Origin of the sequence: Craterilacuibacter sinensis (assembly GCF_009831765.1) — a bacterium.
Lineage (GTDB): Bacteria > Pseudomonadota > Gammaproteobacteria > Burkholderiales > Chromobacteriaceae > Craterilacuibacter > Craterilacuibacter sinensis.
Window position 1 is genome coordinate 14,794 of record NZ_WSSB01000018.1, and the last position, 15,082, is coordinate 29,875.

Sequence of the window (15,082 nt, forward strand, 5' to 3'; positions counted from 1 at the left end):
CATGAAACGCTCCATCATCGACCTGTGGGTCGGCATTTTTGTCGCCATAGGCCTTGCATCCATTGCCTTTTTGTCACTCAAGGTGGCCAACCTGACGCCGCAAAGCGCCGACAAGAGCTATGTGCTGTATGCCGAGTTCGACAATATTGGCGGCCTCAAGGTCAAGGCACCAGTCAAGGCGGCCGGTGTTCTGGTCGGCCGGGTCAGCAGCATCGAGCTTGACCCTAAAAACTATATGGCCCGCGTCAACCTGAGCATAGATAGCCAGTACAGTTTCAGTCAGGACACCAGCGCCGAAATCCTGACCGCAGGCCTTCTGGGCGAGCAATACGTCGGGCTGGTACAGGGCGGCGATCCGGAAGACCTGAAACCCGGCGGCCGCATTGCCCTGACCTCGTCGGCACTGGTACTGGAACAGCTGATAGGCAAGTTTATGACCAGCTTTGCCGAAGGCGGCGCAGCTAAAGACGACAAACAGCCCTGAGCCGCCGGCTCAGGCACTAAACTGAAAACCAATAATACCGGACACCCTGAAAATGAAAAAACTGCTACTGACCACCCTGTTCTTGCTCGGCCTATCGACCCAAGCCATCGCGGCCGATACGCCGCTGGCGCTGATCCAGGACACTTCGGCCCAGGTTCTGGAACTGCTGAAAAAGGACGACGGCAAAAACACTGCCCGAATCCGTACCCAGGTCGAAACCTTCGTCATCCCCAAATTCGACTTTACCCGCATGACGGCCCTGGCCGTCGGCCGCGGCTGGCGCGATGCGACGCCGGAACAGAAAGATGCGCTGGCACGCGAATTCCAGACCATGCTGGTGCGTACCTACTCCGGCACCATGACCCGCTTCAAGAATGCATCGGTCAATATCAAGCCCAATGTAACGCTGAACAACGAAGGGCGTGAAGCCACGGTCAAGTCGGAAATCACCACCGGCAGCAATAACGGCAACGGCAGCAAGCCGGTCAATGTCGACTATGTGCTGTACAAGACCGCACAGGGCTGGAAAGTCTTTAATGTCAGCGTCGAAGGTGCCAGTCTGGTCACCGTGTACCGCAACCAGTTCAGCGATGAAATCCGTAAAAACGGTCTGGACGGCCTGATCCGCGCCTTGCAGGACAAGAATGCCAAGCTGGCACGCGGAGCAAGCGCCTGATGCAGGTTCATCACGCCGCCACCTCTCTGTCCGGCGAGCTGACCATGCTAAGCGCAGAACAGCAGCTCAAAACACTGTCAGCCCGGCTTAAAAGCGGCGACAGCCTGCATCTTGACCTGGCCAAGGTCACCCGTGCCGACTCGGCGGCCTTGTCGCTGCTATTCGAACTGGCACGCCAAGGGGCCGCGCAGGGCAAGTCTTTCACCCTGCAAAATGTGCCGGCACCGCTTATCAGCCTGGCCAAGCTATACGGTGCAGATACCCTGCTGGACAAGTTTATGGAGCCTGCAAGATGAAACCCTTGCGCTTGTTAACCATTGTGGCGGCACTGTCACTATCGGCTTGCGCCAGCAACCCGACCAGTCCGTACGACCCCTACGAGCCGTTCAACCGCTCGATGTATAACTTCAACACGACGCTGGATCGCAATGTGATCAAGCCGGCGGCAGAAGGCTATCGCACCGTAACGCCCAAGCCGTTCAGGACGGCGGTCGGCAATTTCTACGGCAACCTGAAGGATGTGTTCAGCGTACTGAACAATACGCTGCGAGCCGAACCAGAAAAAGCGCTGAACGATCTGATGCGGGTCAGCATCAACTCGACCTTCGGCCTGTTCGGTCTGATCGATATCGCAACACCGGCAGGTCTGGTCAAGAACCGCACCACGCTGGGCGACACTTTCGCAAGTTGGGGCTGGAAAAACAGCAACTACCTGATGCTGCCGTTTTTCGGCCCGTCCACCGTACGCGACGGCTCGGGTCTGGGTATTTCGCTTAGCATTCCGGGGCCGGAAAAGCTGATCTATGACACCCTGCCGCAAGCGGCCGGTTTTTACGGCCTGTATGGTGTCAACGAACGTGAACGCCTGCTCGGCGTGGAAAAGCAGATCGACGAGTCCTCGCTGGATGCCTATACCTTTACCCGCGACGCCTATATGCATATGCGCGCCAAGCAAACCGGGGCGGTATTGCCACAGGACATGGATGAAGAAAACATCGATATCGATGATCTGGTAGGCGAGCCGCAAGCCTCGGCCCCAGTGGCCGTGCCGCCACCGCCCAAGCCCTGAAGCCAGACGCAGTAAAACCACATCCCCGCACCTACCCCATGGCTGCGGGGATTTTTTGCGCCCCTCAGGCTCATGCAGGGAACTCGCAAGGCATCAGTGGCACAGGGAATGAAATAGGCCAGTTACAAAAAAGCCCCCGATGAACGGGGGCTGGCTTTTTAATACAAGAAACCTCAGTGCTGGGCCGGTGCGTTCCAGCCCCCCCCCAGTGCCTTGTACAGATTGACTGAAGCTTGCAGCTGATCCAGCCGCGCACTGACCAATTGCAGCTCGGCCTGATAAGAGCCGCGCTCCGAGTCCAGTACCTCAAGATAGCTGGAATAGCCGTTATCGTAGCGCAAACGGGCCAGACGCAAGCTTTCCTGCAGCGCCTGCAACTGGGTAAACAAGGCAGCCTGACGGTCACGCGCAGTCCGGGTAAACGACAAGGCATCCAGCGTCTCGCCAAATGCACTCTGGATGGCCAGCTCGTACGCCGCCAGCGCCTGTTTCTGCTGCGCACTCGCGGCATCGACGCCGGCGCCGGTCTTGCCCCAGTCGAAAATAGGCATGGCCAGATTACCGACAAAACTCCAGGTGCGGGTCGGTCCGCTAAACAGCGTATCCAGTGCCGCGCTTTGCGAGCCCAGCAAGCCAGTCAGACCGATGCTGGGGAAGTAGGCGGCACGCGCCACGCCGATGCGTGCGTTGGCGGCCTTGAGCTGCTGCTCGGCAGCCTGCACATCGGGACGGCGCATCAATAGCTCGGATGGCAGGCCGGACGGGATATTGACCGGCACCTGCAGCGCTTCCAACTCACTGCCGCGCGCCACCTTGCTGTCTACCAGCGCCCGTGGCGAGCGGCCCAACAAGATGGCCAACGCGTTTTCGCTCTGGATGACCGACTGCTCAAGCGATGGCACAGCGGCACGCGCCGATGCAGCCTCCGCCTCGGCCTGGCGATAGGTCAGCTCGGAGGTGACCCCGCCTTCGAAGCGGCGCTTGTTGATGCGCAGCGACTCCTCGCGCGACACCAGCGTACGCCGGGTAATATCGAGCTGGGTATCAAAGCTGCGCAGCTGGAAATAGGTTTGCGCCACCGTGGCCGCAACAGACAAGCGGGTCGCATCACGGTTGTACTCGGAGGCCGCCAGATTGGCCAGCGCCGCCTCGTTGGCACGCCTGAGCTTGCCCCACAGATCCAGCTCCCAGCTCAGTGCGCCATTGGCAGTACGCGCATCGGACACCTGAGAGCCCGCAGCGGAATCCGCCGAGGTACGCCCGCGCTGATAACCGGCGTTGGCCGAGAGCTGTGGCGCCAGATTGGCACGGGCGATGCCGGCCTGGGCACGCGCTTCTTCCACGCGTGCCGCAGCCTGCGCCAGATTGCGGTTATACGCCAGCGCCTCGTCGACCAGCTGGTCCAGCACCGGATCGTTAAACGATTTCCACCAGTCAGGCGCCACGTTGACATCGGCGGCTACGGCCGGAGCCACGGCCCCCGCCTGCCAGGCGCCCGGCATTTCCACGACCGGACGGGAGTAGTCGGGGCCGACCGCGCAACCGGTCAGCGCGATGGCGAGCCATAGCGGCAGACTTTTAATGAGCATCGGTAGACTCCTTGATTTCAGTGTGGCCTTCATCCGGCGCCTGGTAATGATCCTTGCCCTTGTTCGACGCCTTCATGATCAACAGGAAGAAGAGCGGAATAAAGAATACCGCGATAAAGGTCGCCGCCAGCATGCCGCCGATCACACCGGTACCGATGGCATGACGGCTGGCCGAACCCGCGCCAGACGAAATCGCCAATGGCACCACGCCCAGAATAAAGGCCAGCGAGGTCATCACGATAGGACGGAAACGCAGCTTGGCCGCTTCCATCGCCGAGTCAAACAGGCTCTCCCCTTCCTCGAACTTCATCACCGCAAATTCGACAATCAGAATCGCGTTCTTCGCCGCCAGACCGATCAGCGCCACCAGCGCCACCTGGAAGTAGATGTCGTTCTGCAGGCCGCGCAGCCAGGTCGCCAGGATCGCGCCGAACAGCGCGAACGGCACCGCCGTCAACACCGCGATCGGCAAGGTCCAGCGCTCGTACTGTGCAGCCAGGATCAGGAACACCATGATCATACCGAAGCCGAACACCATGAAGGTCGAGCCGCTGGTCGACTGTTCCTGATACGCGCTACCGCTCCACGACAGCGAGTAATCAGCCGGCAGGACTTCCTTGGCCACTTCTTCCATCGCGATCAGTGATTCGCCCGAGCTGTAACCCGGTGCCGGACCGCCCACCACCTTGGCGGCAGGGAAAGCGTTGAAGCGCTCCATGGTCTGCGGGCCTGTAGTCATTTCCACCGTCACCAGCGAGGTCAGCGGGATCATGTTGCCACTGACCGAGCGTACATAGATATTGCGCAGGTCTTCGATCTTGGAGCGGAAGTCTTCCTCGGACTGCAACTGTACCTTGTAGATACGGCCGAACTTGTTGAAGTCATTCACATACAGCGAACCGAAGGTACTCTGCATGGTGTCGAACACCTGGTTGATCTGCACGCCGTAAGCGACCGTTTTCTCGCGGTCAAGCTTGACGTTGATCTGCGGCACATCCGCCGAGAAGGTGGTCGACAGGCCGGAGAGCTCAGGACGCTTGGATGCTTCGGCGATCAGCTTCTTCACCTGTACGCTCATCTCTTCCGGCGATGCCCCGCCACGGCTCTGGATATAGGCTTCAAAACCGCCAGTGGATGACATGCCGGAAATCGGCGGCGGATTGAAGGCCAGTACCACGCCTTCCGGAATCTTCGCCCCCAGCTTGAAGATATCCTTCACCACGGCAAAGGCAGACTGGTCGGCCGAGTTGCGCTCGCTCCACGGCTTGAGCGTGACAAAGCTGACGCCGGCGTTGGTCTTGTTGCCGCCGGACAGGATATCGAAGCCGGCAAAGTTCATCACCACCTTGACCGCCGGGTTCTGCTGCAGATCCTTGCCCATCTTGTCCATGGTGGCTGCCGTGCGCGACAGCGAGGCGCCATCGGGCAGGATCACCGCACCGATCACATAGCCCTGGTCTTCTTCCGGTGCCAGCGAACCTGGCACCATATTGAACAGGCCGGCGGTAATCGCAATCATGCCGCCGAACATCACGAAGGCCACAAAGGAACGCTTGAGCAGGAAACGCACGCCCGAGGCGTAATGGTGGGTAATCTTGTCGAACAGATTGTTGAACGCGGTAAAGAAACGGTTAGGCTGCTGGTGCCCTTCTTTCAGCAGGATCGCGCACAAGGCCGGCGTCAGCGTCAGCGCGACGATGCCGGAAATGGTCACCGACACCGCAATGGTGATGGCGAACTGCTTGTACATCTGACCGGCGATACCCCCCAGGAAAGCTACCGGCAGGAACACCGACACCAGCACCAGCACGATGGCCACCACAGGACCAGCGACCTCTTCCATCGCCTTGATCGCAGCCTGACGCGGCCCCAGCTTCTCGGTACTCATGATGCGCTCGACGTTTTCCAGCACCACGATCGCGTCGTCGACCACGATACCGATGGCCAGCACCATGCCGAACAGTGTCAGCGTGTTGATGGAGAAACCCAGTGCATACATGCCGGCAAAGGTGCCGATAATCGACACTGGCACCGCCAGACACGGAATCAATGTTGCACGCCAGTTCTGCAGGAACAGGTAGACCACCAGGAATACCAGCACCATGGCTTCGGCGAAGGTCTTGTACACCTCTTCGATCGACACGCGCACAAAGTCGGTGGTGTCGTAAGGAATGGAATATTCCAGCCCGCCCGGGAAGCTCTGCGACAGCTTGGCCATGGTCGCATTCACCGCATCGGCCACCGCCAGCTGGTTGGCTCCCGGCGACAGATAGATACCGACAGGTACGGTTGGCAGGCCGTTATATGTACCCTTGAAGTCGTAGTTCAGAGCGCCCAACTCGACCCGTGCCACGTCTTTCAGGCGCAGATTGGAGCCATCCGGGTTCGAGCGCACGATGATGTTCTCGAACTCGGTCACATCGGTCAGACGACCCTGCGTCGTCACCGTGTAGGTGAACTCGGTCGGCTTCACCATCGGTTCGGCGCCGACCTTGCCGGCAGCGTATTGTGCGTTCTGCTGGTTGATAGCGGTCGAAATATCCGATGGTGTCAGCTTGAGCTTGGCCAATTGGTCGGGCTTGAGCCAGACCCGCATCGCGTAGTCCTGCGACGCGAAATTGACCACGCTACCCACACCGGGGATACGCTTGAGTTCGTCGACGATATTCAGCGTGGCGTAGTTGCTGATAAACAGCGTGTCGTAACGCTTGTCCGGCGACACCAGCGAGATGATCTGCAACATCGCAGTCGACTGCTTGGTCACCGTCACACCCTGGCGGCGCACTTCCTGCGGCAGCTGGGTCAGCGCCGACTGCACGCGGTTATTGACGTCGATGGTCGCCTGGTCGGGATCGGTACCGATCTTGAAGCTGACGTTGAGCGAGAGTACACCGTTACTCGAGCTGGACGACTGCAGGTAGATCATGTTCTCGACACCGTTGATCGACTGCTCCAGCGGAGAAGCGACCGTGTCGGCGATCACCTGGGCCGAGGCGCCCGGGTATGTGGCCTGCACCTGCACCACCGGCGGCACGATGTCCGGGTACTGCTCGACCGGCAAAGCGGTAATGGCAGCCAGACCCGCCAGCATGATGATCAGCGAGATCACCGTGGCAAAGATCGGTCGCCTGATAAAGAAGGCAGAAAACATGGGGTCAGACTCCTTTTATCAGCCTTGGGCCTGAGCGGCAGGCGCGGAAGCGGCAGGCTTGCTGCCGGCCTCGTGCGGCGTCACCGGTGCACCCGGGCGCAGCTTGAGGATATTGTCGACCACGACGCGATCGCCCTTGGCCAGACCACTGCCAATCACGAAGTCCGCACCGACCTGATCGATCACCTCGACCGGGCGCGGCTCGGCCTTGCCTTCCTTGTTCACCGTCCACACCAGCTTGCCCTGCTGCGTGGTCAATACCGCCACCTGCGGCACGGTAACCGCGCTAATGCGCTGGGCACCCTTGAGCGTCACACGCACAAACTGGCCCGGCAACAGCATGCCTTGCGGGTTGTCGAACTGGGCACGGCTGCTAATGGTGCCGGTATCGGTGTTCACTACATTGTCGGAGAAGTTGATCTTGCCGATCTGGTCAAAGGTCGAGCCGTCGGACATTTTCACCGACACCTGATAGGCATTCTGTGCAGGCACCCGCACACGCCCTTCGTCGATATCGCGGCGCAGTTTCTGCGCTTCGTTATCCGAGAAAGAGAAATTCACATAAATAGGATTCAGCTGCGAAATGCGAGTCAGCATGCTGTTCGGGGTGACCAAGCTACCTTCAGACACTACGTCCAGACTGGTCAGACCGGATATCGGGGCGGTGACTTTGGTGTAACCCAGATTGATCTGCGCCTGCTTAAGCGTAGCGCGAGCCGACTCGACAGCAGCCTTGCCACTTTCAAAGGCGGCCAAGGCATTATCCCTGTCCTGCTGGCTGACGGCATTTTCCTTGAACAGGGGCAGCACGCGGTCGTAGGTGCGCTTGGCCTGATTGTAGTTGGCCTCTTGTACCGCCAGATTGCCTTTGGCCTGATCTACCGCTGCGATATAGGTATCGGGGCCGATCTCGAACAGCGTTTCGCCCTGCTTGACGCGGCGTCCTTCGACAAAATTGCGGTGCAACAGAATGCCCTCGACGCGAGCGCGCACCTGAACCTCACGGAAACCCGCAGCCTGGCCGGCGTATTCAAAAGTCAGCGGGATATCCTTGGGCTGAATGGACACCACGGTTACCGGCATAGGGGGCATCGCGCCCTGTTGGCCAACCGCGCCTTCATCCTTGCTACAAGCCATCAGGCTGGCGGCGACGGCTGTCAGCAACAGCCAAGTAACGGGTCTTTTCATTTTTACACTCGATGGTGACATGTTGTCTTCCTCGGAAACAGATATCCAAACCATACACATATCTTTCCCAGAATAGATTACATATTGTGTTTTTGGAGATGGACTGCATTTTACATACATACAAGCATGAATGTAAAATGGCAAAAAACCTGTTCCAACACTCCGCTATACCTCTTAGCGACGAATCAATATTTGTTGCGCCCGATACACGCAACAGCACACTGATAAAAAAGCAGGCAGCTATGGCCAGAAAAACCAAAGAAGAAGCGGAACAAACCCGGAAAAAACTTCTGGAAACGGCAGCACTGCTGTTCTGGGAAAAAGGAGTCAGTCATACTTCACTCGCCGACATTGCCAGCTCCGCAGGGCTGACCCGCGGTGCCATCTACTGGCATTTCAAGGACAAGCTCGACCTGTTCTACGCCATGAGTCAGCAAGTGGTACCGCCCTATCACCAGATTTACGACACCATGGAGCGCAATGCGGCAGACAATGCGGCCCGCAGTCTGTGGAACGGCGCGCTAGAAATCCTGACAAACGTAAGTAATTCACCCGACATCCGCCGCATTCTGGGTATTCTGTTTTTTCGTTGTGAGTATGTAGGCGAGTTACAGTCGCTACAGATCGAGAATCTGGACTGGATCCGCCAGCTGCAGCAGCGCCTGATCCGCATCATAGAACTCGCTCAGCAGCAGGGACAACTCAAACCGGGCATAGATCCGGTCGCGGCGGCCATCGCCTGGCAGGCACAGCAGCGTGGCCTGGTACAATTCAGCCTGTTACTGCCGGATACTCCCTTATTGCATAGCCAGCCCGAGAGCCTGTTAAAGCCCTATTTTTCGGGGGTTTTCAAGCCGGACTGCTGGCTGGCGCACGACTGACGCAGCGGGCCGATTCCGGCTATAATGCCGGTTTTTCCCGTCGCGGCCTTATGACTCCCGCCATTGAAATCCAGTCGGTCAGCAAGAACTTCGGCACGCTCAAGGCGCTGGACGATGTCAGCTTTCGCGTCGAGGCCGGCGAATTTTTCGCCCTGCTCGGTCCCAATGGCGCGGGCAAGACCACGCTGATCTCGGCCATGGCGGGTTTATCACGCCAAACTAGCGGCCATATCCGCATACTCGGACACGACACCATCAGCGCAGCCTATCTGGCCCGCAAAACCCTGGGCGTCGTACCGCAAGAACTGGTTTTCGACCCCTTCCTCTCGGTACGCGAAAGTCTGCGTTTCCAGTCCGGCTACTTCGGTCTCAAACACAATGATGACTGGCTGGATGAACTACTGGAAAAACTGGGGCTGAGCGACAAGGCCGATACCAATATGCGCGCGCTGTCCGGCGGCATGAAGCGCCGGGTGATGGTGGCACAGGCACTGGTACACCGCCCGCCGGTGATTGTGCTGGATGAGCCCACGGCCGGCGTCGATGTCGAGCTCAGGCAAAGCCTGTGGGCCTTTGTGCGCGAACTGAACCAGGCCGGGCACACCATCGTACTCACCACCCACTATCTGGAAGAAGCCGAGGCGTTGTGCAACCGCATCGCCATGTTGAAAAAAGGCAAACTGATCGCCCTGGAAGACAAAACCAAGCTTCTGGCGCACAGCAATGAGCGCGATGTATCGTTCAAGCTGTCGGCTGCACTGCCGGACGCGCTCTTGCCACTGAAAGTCCGCGATGAAGGCCAGCGTGTGGTGTTGCGCCTGCCGGAAATCGCCCGCATCGAACAAGTATTGGCCACTTTGCGCGAAGCGCGGATAGAGGTCCGGGAGATGACGGTGATAGAAACAGATCTGGAAAGCGTCTTCGTCCATATGATGCAAGGAGGGAAAGCCTGATGCAGGGGTTTTACACGCTGTTCAGGAAAGAAATCCTGCGCTTTTGGAAAGTGGCGTTTCAGACTGTTGCCGCGCCGGTGCTGACCGCATTGATGTATCAGCTGATCTTTTCCCATGTAATGGCACGCCATCTCGAGGTTTACCCCGGCATCAGCTATACCGCCTTCCTGATTCCCGGTCTTGCCATGATGTCGATGACGCAAAACGCCTTTGCCAATGGCTCCAGCAGCCTGATTCAGTCCAAGATCACCGGCAATATCGTGTTCCTGCTGCTGTCGCCGCTCGGGCCCTTGCAATTCTTTGCGGCCTACCTGGCTGCCGCCATCGTCCGCGGACTGGTGGTCGGCGCGGGCGTGATTGCCATTACCGCCTGGTTCGGCATGCCCTTGCCGCAAGCACCGCTGTGGATCTTCGCCTTTGCCGTGCTGGGCTGTGGAGTACTGGGCGCGCTGGGTATTATTGCCGGCATCTGGGCAGAAAAATTCGACCAGTTGGCCGCCTTCCAGAATTTCATTATCCTGCCGCTAACTTTTTTATCCGGTGTGTTCTACTCGATAGACAGCCTGCCACCGCTGTGGCGTGCCATTTCGCATTTGAACCCTGTTTTTTACATGATAGACGGCTTCCGCTACGGCTTTTTCGGTCAGGCCGACGTCAGCCCATGGCTGGCACTGGCCGTGGTTGGCAGCAGTTTTGTTCTGCTTTCTTCGCTAGGTTTGTGGATGATCAAGGTCGGCTACAAGCTGCGCCATTAAGCTACTTTTTTAGGAATATCCCGTACCATGGTTACACCTGATTACATCAAGCAACTGATCACTGCCTCGCTGCCTTGTACCCACATCGTAGTCGAGGGGGATGACGGCACCCATTTCTCGGCGGTAATCGTCAGTGCGGAGTTTTCCGGCCGCAACCGTGTGCAGCAACACCAGTTGGTCTACAAGGCACTGGGCGACCGCATGCGTGACGAAATCCACGCTCTTTCGATGAAAACATTCAGCCCACAAGAATGGGCTGAGCAACAAGGCTGACCCATGGAAAAACTGATTATTCGCGGCAATGGCCCGCTCAATGGCGAAATTCCGGTTTCCGGTGCCAAAAACGCGGCTCTGCCCATTCTGTGCGCCAGTTTGCTGACGGCCGACACCATGCGCTACAGCAATGTGCCCATGCTGCGCGATGTCGCCACCACGCAAAAGCTGCTGCAAGGCATGGGCGTGCGCGTGATGACCGACAATGTGCATGAAATCGAGATCACCGCCAGCCAGATCGACACACTGGTTGCCCCGTACGAGCTGGTGAAAACCATGCGCGCCTCTATCCTGGTACTGGGCCCGACACTGGCACGCTTCGGCGAAGCCTCGGTCTCGCTGCCAGGCGGCTGCGCCATCGGCTCGCGTCCGGTTGACCAGCACATCAAGGGTCTGGTCGCCATGGGCGCCGAAGTCACCATCGAGCACGGCTATGTCAAGGCGCGCGCCAAGCGCCTGCGCGGTGCCACCATCGTCATGGATATGGTGACCGTTACCGGTACCGAAAACCTGCTGATGGCCGCCACCCTGGCCGACGGCATTACCGTGCTGGAAAACGCAGCACGCGAACCTGAAGTCAGCGACCTTGCGCATTGCCTGAACAAGATGGGCGCCAAGATCAGCGGCATCGGCAGCGACCGTCTGGTGATTGAAGGCGTAGAAAAACTGCATGGTGCGGAACACGCAATCATGCCGGACCGCATCGAAGCGGGCACCTTCCTGGTCGCCGGCGCCATGACGCAGGGCCACATCATCCTGCGCCATGCCGCACCCAAGGGCATGGAAGCCATTCTCGACAAGCTGGTCGAAGCCGGTGCCATTATCGAATGCGGCGACGACTGGATTTCGCTGGATATGAAGCGCCGCCCGAAATCGGTCAATATCCGTACCCTGCCTTACCCGGCTTTCCCGACCGATATGCAGGCGCAGTTCATGACGCTGAACACCATTGCCGAAGGCGCAGCCATGGTGACCGAGACCATCTTTGAAAACCGTTTCATGCATGTGCCCGAGCTCAAGCGCATGGGCGCCAATATCGAGACCGAAGGCAACACCGCCGTGATTCGTGGTGTTGAACGCCTGTCCGGTGCTACGGTCATGGCAACCGATTTGCGCGCCTCGGCCAGCCTGGTGATCGCCGGTCTGGTCGCCGATGGTGAAACCATCGTCGAGCGCATCTATCATCTGGATCGCGGCTACGAACATATCGAGCGCAAGCTCGGTGCAGTCGGCGCCCAGATCGAGCGCGTGAGCTGAAGATACTGAGCGGAAAATGGGCACAGCCCGCCTAGGCGGGCGGCTCAGACTGAAAATTCAACAGCCCTGCAGGCTAAACCTGCCGGGCTGTTTTCTATTGACCATGGCAAGCCTTGCCCTGCCATGGGCAGATTCGCTCATTTCATAAGCAAAGCAGCTGCTGGATCTCCTGCCGTAGCCCACACAGAACGCGCACAACCGGCAACGCTGGCAGGTGAAAACGCTCAGGCAAACCGATACAAAATCAGCTGCGGCACAAGAAAGACATTAACGTCGACAAGAACGGTACATGCCAAATAACAACATTGCAAAATAATTAAACAAGCATTTCCAATTAGTCACAACACATAACAATAGGAGTCGTGCACACTGGATATTGCATTGACTTTACAAGTTTAGAGCCTTCCTTGAGTACTCCCTTTTCCGGGCGCTGCGATTTTTGCCGTCACCCCGCCAGCCTGGGCACACGCTACCACTCGCCGCGTGTAGAACACACGTTCTATTCGTGTGGTCGCTCGCTGTGCCAAGAGTTTGTCGATATCGGCATCCAGCGTCTGGATCAGCTGACGCCGCCCGCCCTGCTAGCCGGGCGCAGCGTGAGCTGCTTTGCGCTAGATATTCACTCCGGCGTTCCTGAGTAAATACCATGAAAAAGCCCCCATCAGCAGTGCTGTGGGGGCTTGTATCAAACAGCTAATACTCAGGCCTGGGTTGCCTGGATCGCCGTCAGTGCCACGGTGTAGACGATATCGTCCACCAATGCGCCACGCGACAAGTCATTCACCGGCTTGCGCAGGCCTTGCAGCATTGGACCAACCGAAACCACACCGGCAGAACGCTGTACCGCCTTGTAGGTTGTATTGCCGGTGTTCAGATCCGGGAATACAAATACATTGGCGCGCCCTGCTACCAGGCTATCCGGTGCCTTCTGGCGGCCGACCGATTCAACCGAAGCCGCATCGTACTGCATCGGGCCATCAATCATCAGATCCGGACGCTTTTCCTTGGCCAGACGGGTCGCTTCGCGCACCTTCTCGACATCATCGCCGGTGCCGGAGGCCCCGGTGGAGTAGGAAATCATCGCCACGCGCGGCTCGACACCGAAGGCCTTGGCCGAATCGGCCGACTGGATCGCGATATCGCACAACTGTTCGGCGGTCGGGTCCGGATTGATGGCGCAATCGCCATACACCAGTACCTGATCCGGCATCAGCATAAAGAACACGCTGGAGACGATAGATGCGCCAGGCGCGGTCTTGATCAGCTGCAGAGCCGGACGCACGGTACTGGCGGTGGTATGAACCGCGCCGGACACCAGACCGTCAACTTCACCCAGCGCCAGCATCATGGTCCCCATCATGACCGTATCTTCCAGCAGCTTTTCAGCCTGTGGTGCGGTCAAGCCCTTGGACTTGCGCAGCTCGACCATAGGCGCCACATAGCGGCTGAGTACGGCTTCGGGATCAATGATCTCGATATCGGTCGGCAACACTACGCCTTGGGCATCTGCCACCTGATGGATACGTGCAGGATTCCCCAGCAAGACGCAACGGGCAATCCCCTTCTCGTGGCAGATCACTGCCGCTTGCAGGGTACGCGGCTCATCGCCTTCCGGCAGCACGATGCGCTTATTGGCACGACGGGCAATTTCGACCAGACGATGGCGGAATGCCGGTGGCGGCATACGCAGCTCGGTCGGCTCGCCGATCTTTTCTTTCAGCTGTGCGGTGGCCGTGTGTTCGGCCATAAAGTCGATCACTTGCTGCATGCGTTCGGTATCGTCCGCAGCAACGTGCACATTGATCGCCGACAGCAAGGCGCTGGTTTCAAAGGTATCGCGCTCGGTCGACAGGATAGGCAGACCCGCCAGCTTGGCCGATTCGATCAAAGGCACAACCTTGGCAGCAACCGGCTCGTTACAAGTCAACAGCAGACCCGCCAGCGGCACGCCACGCAAGGTTGCCAGTGCCGTAGCCAGAATCACGTCGGAGCGATCGCCCGGCGTCACCACCAGTGCACCGGGGCGCAAGCGGTCTATCATGTTTTCCACCGCACGGGCAGCGACAACCACTTCATGCACCCGCGAGCGCACGATATTGCCGGCGTGCTCGATCTTGAGACCCAAAGGCGAGGCCAGATCCAGCAGGCGTACGGCATTCAGACGTGCCTCAAACGGCACGGTCGCCAACAGCGGCAACGGCGGCGCAATGCGGCCTAAGTTTTGCAGCAACTGCTGACCTTCGGCTCCTGCCGGCAGCTTGTTCAGCATGACACCGGCCAGGTTAACCTGCCCGTCGCTATAGCTGCGGCGCGCCAGGGTAATGGCTTCAAAAATATCTCGGGCGTCGCGGCGGGCGGCCGAGATCGCCAGAATCAGGTCGGCGGTCAGGGTTTTGGCCAGTTCCAGATTCAGCTCGCTGGCCAGCGGCACATCCGAGCCCGGGGTCAGGCCTTCAACCAGCACCACATCGTGCTGCAACACCAGCGGTGCGACGTTCTGCACCACTTCTTCCATCAGGTCGGACAACTTGCCTTCGCGCAGCAGTGCTTCGGCACGGGCAAAAGGAATCGCCTCAGGCGCCTCGATACCGCACAAAGAGCGAACGAAATGGGTAGACAGATCCGGACCCGTACCCGGCTGGGCGATAGGCTTGGCAAAGCCGACCTTGATACCCTCGCGCTCCAGCGAGCGCACCAGGCCCAGACCCAAAGAGGTCAGACCGGCATCATGGCCGACAGGGGCCAGGAAAAATATTTTCTGCATGGGGTAAGCCTTTCTTGTGGCTGTAATGCACAAACCCGCGCA

General features: G+C 58.7%; 14 protein-coding genes. 10 read left to right on the top strand and 4 right to left on the bottom strand.

Annotated features, from left to right (window positions below; translation table 11 throughout):
• Position 1 precedes the first annotated feature (1 nt).
• The 4 genes from mlaD to GQF02_RS14855 are packed head-to-tail and all read left to right on the top strand — an operon-like array spanning position 2 to position 2,229.
• A complete protein-coding gene (gene mlaD / locus GQF02_RS14840; RefSeq protein ID WP_124735120.1) occupies positions 2–484 on the top strand; it encodes an outer membrane lipid asymmetry maintenance protein MlaD in 483 nt (160 codons plus the stop codon).
• A 52-nt stretch (positions 485–536) separates the two neighbouring features.
• Positions 537–1,160, top strand: coding sequence for an MlaC/ttg2D family ABC transporter substrate-binding protein (locus GQF02_RS14845; protein WP_124735121.1), 624 nt, complete (start codon positions 537–539; stop codon positions 1,158–1,160).
• A complete protein-coding gene (locus GQF02_RS14850) occupies positions 1,160–1,456 on the top strand; it encodes an STAS domain-containing protein (RefSeq protein WP_160798178.1) in 297 nt (98 codons plus the stop codon). Before GQF02_RS14845 ends, GQF02_RS14850 begins: the two co-directional genes overlap by 1 nt.
• Entirely contained in the window at positions 1,453–2,229 is a 777-nt protein-coding gene (locus GQF02_RS14855) for an MlaA family lipoprotein (RefSeq protein WP_160798180.1), read from the top strand. The genes GQF02_RS14850 and GQF02_RS14855 overlap by 4 nt, the downstream gene beginning before the upstream one ends.
• Positions 2,230–2,402: 173 nt before the next feature.
• On the opposite strand, the gene GQF02_RS14860 is transcribed toward GQF02_RS14855, so the two are convergent.
• The 3 genes from GQF02_RS14860 to GQF02_RS14870 are packed head-to-tail and all read right to left on the bottom strand — an operon-like array spanning position 2,403 to position 8,157.
• Positions 2,403–3,818 carry an efflux transporter outer membrane subunit gene (locus GQF02_RS14860; protein WP_160798182.1) on the bottom strand — a complete coding sequence of 472 codons (1,416 nt, stop codon included), beginning with the start codon at positions 3,816–3,818 and terminating at the stop codon, positions 2,403–2,405.
• Positions 3,808–6,969, bottom strand: a complete 3,162-nt coding sequence (locus tag GQF02_RS14865) for an efflux RND transporter permease subunit (RefSeq protein ID WP_160798184.1) — start codon at positions 6,967–6,969, stop codon at positions 3,808–3,810. The genes GQF02_RS14860 and GQF02_RS14865 overlap by 11 nt, the downstream gene beginning before the upstream one ends.
• Before the next feature lie 18 nt (positions 6,970–6,987).
• Positions 6,988–8,157, bottom strand: coding sequence for an efflux RND transporter periplasmic adaptor subunit (locus GQF02_RS14870; RefSeq protein ID WP_160798186.1), 1,170 nt, complete (start codon positions 8,155–8,157; stop codon positions 6,988–6,990).
• 242 nt (positions 8,158–8,399) lie between these two features.
• On the opposite strand from GQF02_RS14870, the gene GQF02_RS14875 reads away from it, so the two are divergent.
• From GQF02_RS14875 to GQF02_RS14900, 6 genes are all read left to right on the top strand, one after another.
• Positions 8,400–9,038: a TetR family transcriptional regulator gene (locus GQF02_RS14875; protein ID WP_160798188.1), complete on the top strand. Its 639-nt coding sequence runs from the start codon at positions 8,400–8,402 to the stop codon at positions 9,036–9,038.
• Positions 9,039–9,088: 50 nt separating this feature from the next.
• Positions 9,089–9,991: an ABC transporter ATP-binding protein gene (locus tag GQF02_RS14880; protein WP_160798190.1), complete on the top strand. Its 903-nt coding sequence runs from the start codon at positions 9,089–9,091 to the stop codon at positions 9,989–9,991.
• Positions 9,991–10,746, top strand: coding sequence for an ABC transporter permease (locus tag GQF02_RS14885; protein WP_124735129.1), 756 nt, complete (start codon positions 9,991–9,993; stop codon positions 10,744–10,746). Before GQF02_RS14880 ends, GQF02_RS14885 begins: the two co-directional genes overlap by 1 nt.
• 27 nt (positions 10,747–10,773) lie before the next feature.
• Positions 10,774–11,019 (top strand): BolA family protein, encoded by a 246-nt coding sequence (locus GQF02_RS14890; protein ID WP_124735130.1) that lies wholly within the window; start codon positions 10,774–10,776, stop codon positions 11,017–11,019.
• 3 nt (positions 11,020–11,022) lie between these two features.
• Entirely contained in the window at positions 11,023–12,276 is a 1,254-nt protein-coding gene (murA, locus tag GQF02_RS14895; protein WP_124735131.1) for a UDP-N-acetylglucosamine 1-carboxyvinyltransferase, read from the top strand.
• Between the two features lie 407 nt (positions 12,277–12,683).
• Entirely contained in the window at positions 12,684–12,917 is a 234-nt protein-coding gene (locus GQF02_RS14900; protein WP_160798192.1) for a hypothetical protein, read from the top strand.
• Between the two features lie 59 nt (positions 12,918–12,976).
• Here GQF02_RS14900 and pta read toward each other — a convergent pair whose 3' ends face one another.
• Positions 12,977–15,040: a phosphate acetyltransferase gene (gene pta / locus GQF02_RS14905; protein ID WP_124735133.1), complete on the bottom strand. Its 2,064-nt coding sequence runs from the start codon at positions 15,038–15,040 to the stop codon at positions 12,977–12,979.
• Between the last annotated feature and the right edge of the window lie 42 nt (positions 15,041–15,082).

What these genes read in the sequence shown, in the direction of transcription:
- murA (WP_124735131.1), top strand. Translation starts at nt 11,023, where the DNA reads ATGGAAAAACTGATTATTCGCGGCAATGGCCCGCTCAATGGCGAAATT.
- GQF02_RS14875 (WP_160798188.1), top strand. Translation starts at nt 8,400, where the DNA reads ATGGCCAGAAAAACCAAAGAAGAAGCGGAACAAACCCGGAAAAAACTT.
- GQF02_RS14860 (WP_160798182.1), bottom strand. Translation starts at nt 3,818, where the DNA reads ATGCTCATTAAAAGTCTGCCGCTATGGCTCGCCATCGCGCTGACCGGT.
- GQF02_RS14850 (WP_160798178.1), top strand. Translation starts at nt 1,160, where the DNA reads ATGCAGGTTCATCACGCCGCCACCTCTCTGTCCGGCGAGCTGACCATG.
- GQF02_RS14845 (WP_124735121.1), top strand. Translation starts at nt 537, where the DNA reads ATGAAAAAACTGCTACTGACCACCCTGTTCTTGCTCGGCCTATCGACC.
- GQF02_RS14885 (WP_124735129.1), top strand. Translation starts at nt 9,991, where the DNA reads ATGCAGGGGTTTTACACGCTGTTCAGGAAAGAAATCCTGCGCTTTTGG.
- GQF02_RS14855 (WP_160798180.1), top strand. Translation starts at nt 1,453, where the DNA reads ATGAAACCCTTGCGCTTGTTAACCATTGTGGCGGCACTGTCACTATCG.
- GQF02_RS14890 (WP_124735130.1), top strand. Translation starts at nt 10,774, where the DNA reads ATGGTTACACCTGATTACATCAAGCAACTGATCACTGCCTCGCTGCCT.
- pta (WP_124735133.1), bottom strand. Translation starts at nt 15,040, where the DNA reads ATGCAGAAAATATTTTTCCTGGCCCCTGTCGGCCATGATGCCGGTCTG.
- GQF02_RS14880 (WP_160798190.1), top strand. Translation starts at nt 9,089, where the DNA reads ATGACTCCCGCCATTGAAATCCAGTCGGTCAGCAAGAACTTCGGCACG.
- GQF02_RS14865 (WP_160798184.1), bottom strand. Translation starts at nt 6,969, where the DNA reads ATGTTTTCTGCCTTCTTTATCAGGCGACCGATCTTTGCCACGGTGATC.
- mlaD (WP_124735120.1), top strand. Translation starts at nt 2, where the DNA reads ATGAAACGCTCCATCATCGACCTGTGGGTCGGCATTTTTGTCGCCATA.
- GQF02_RS14870 (WP_160798186.1), bottom strand. Translation starts at nt 8,157, where the DNA reads ATGAAAAGACCCGTTACTTGGCTGTTGCTGACAGCCGTCGCCGCCAGC.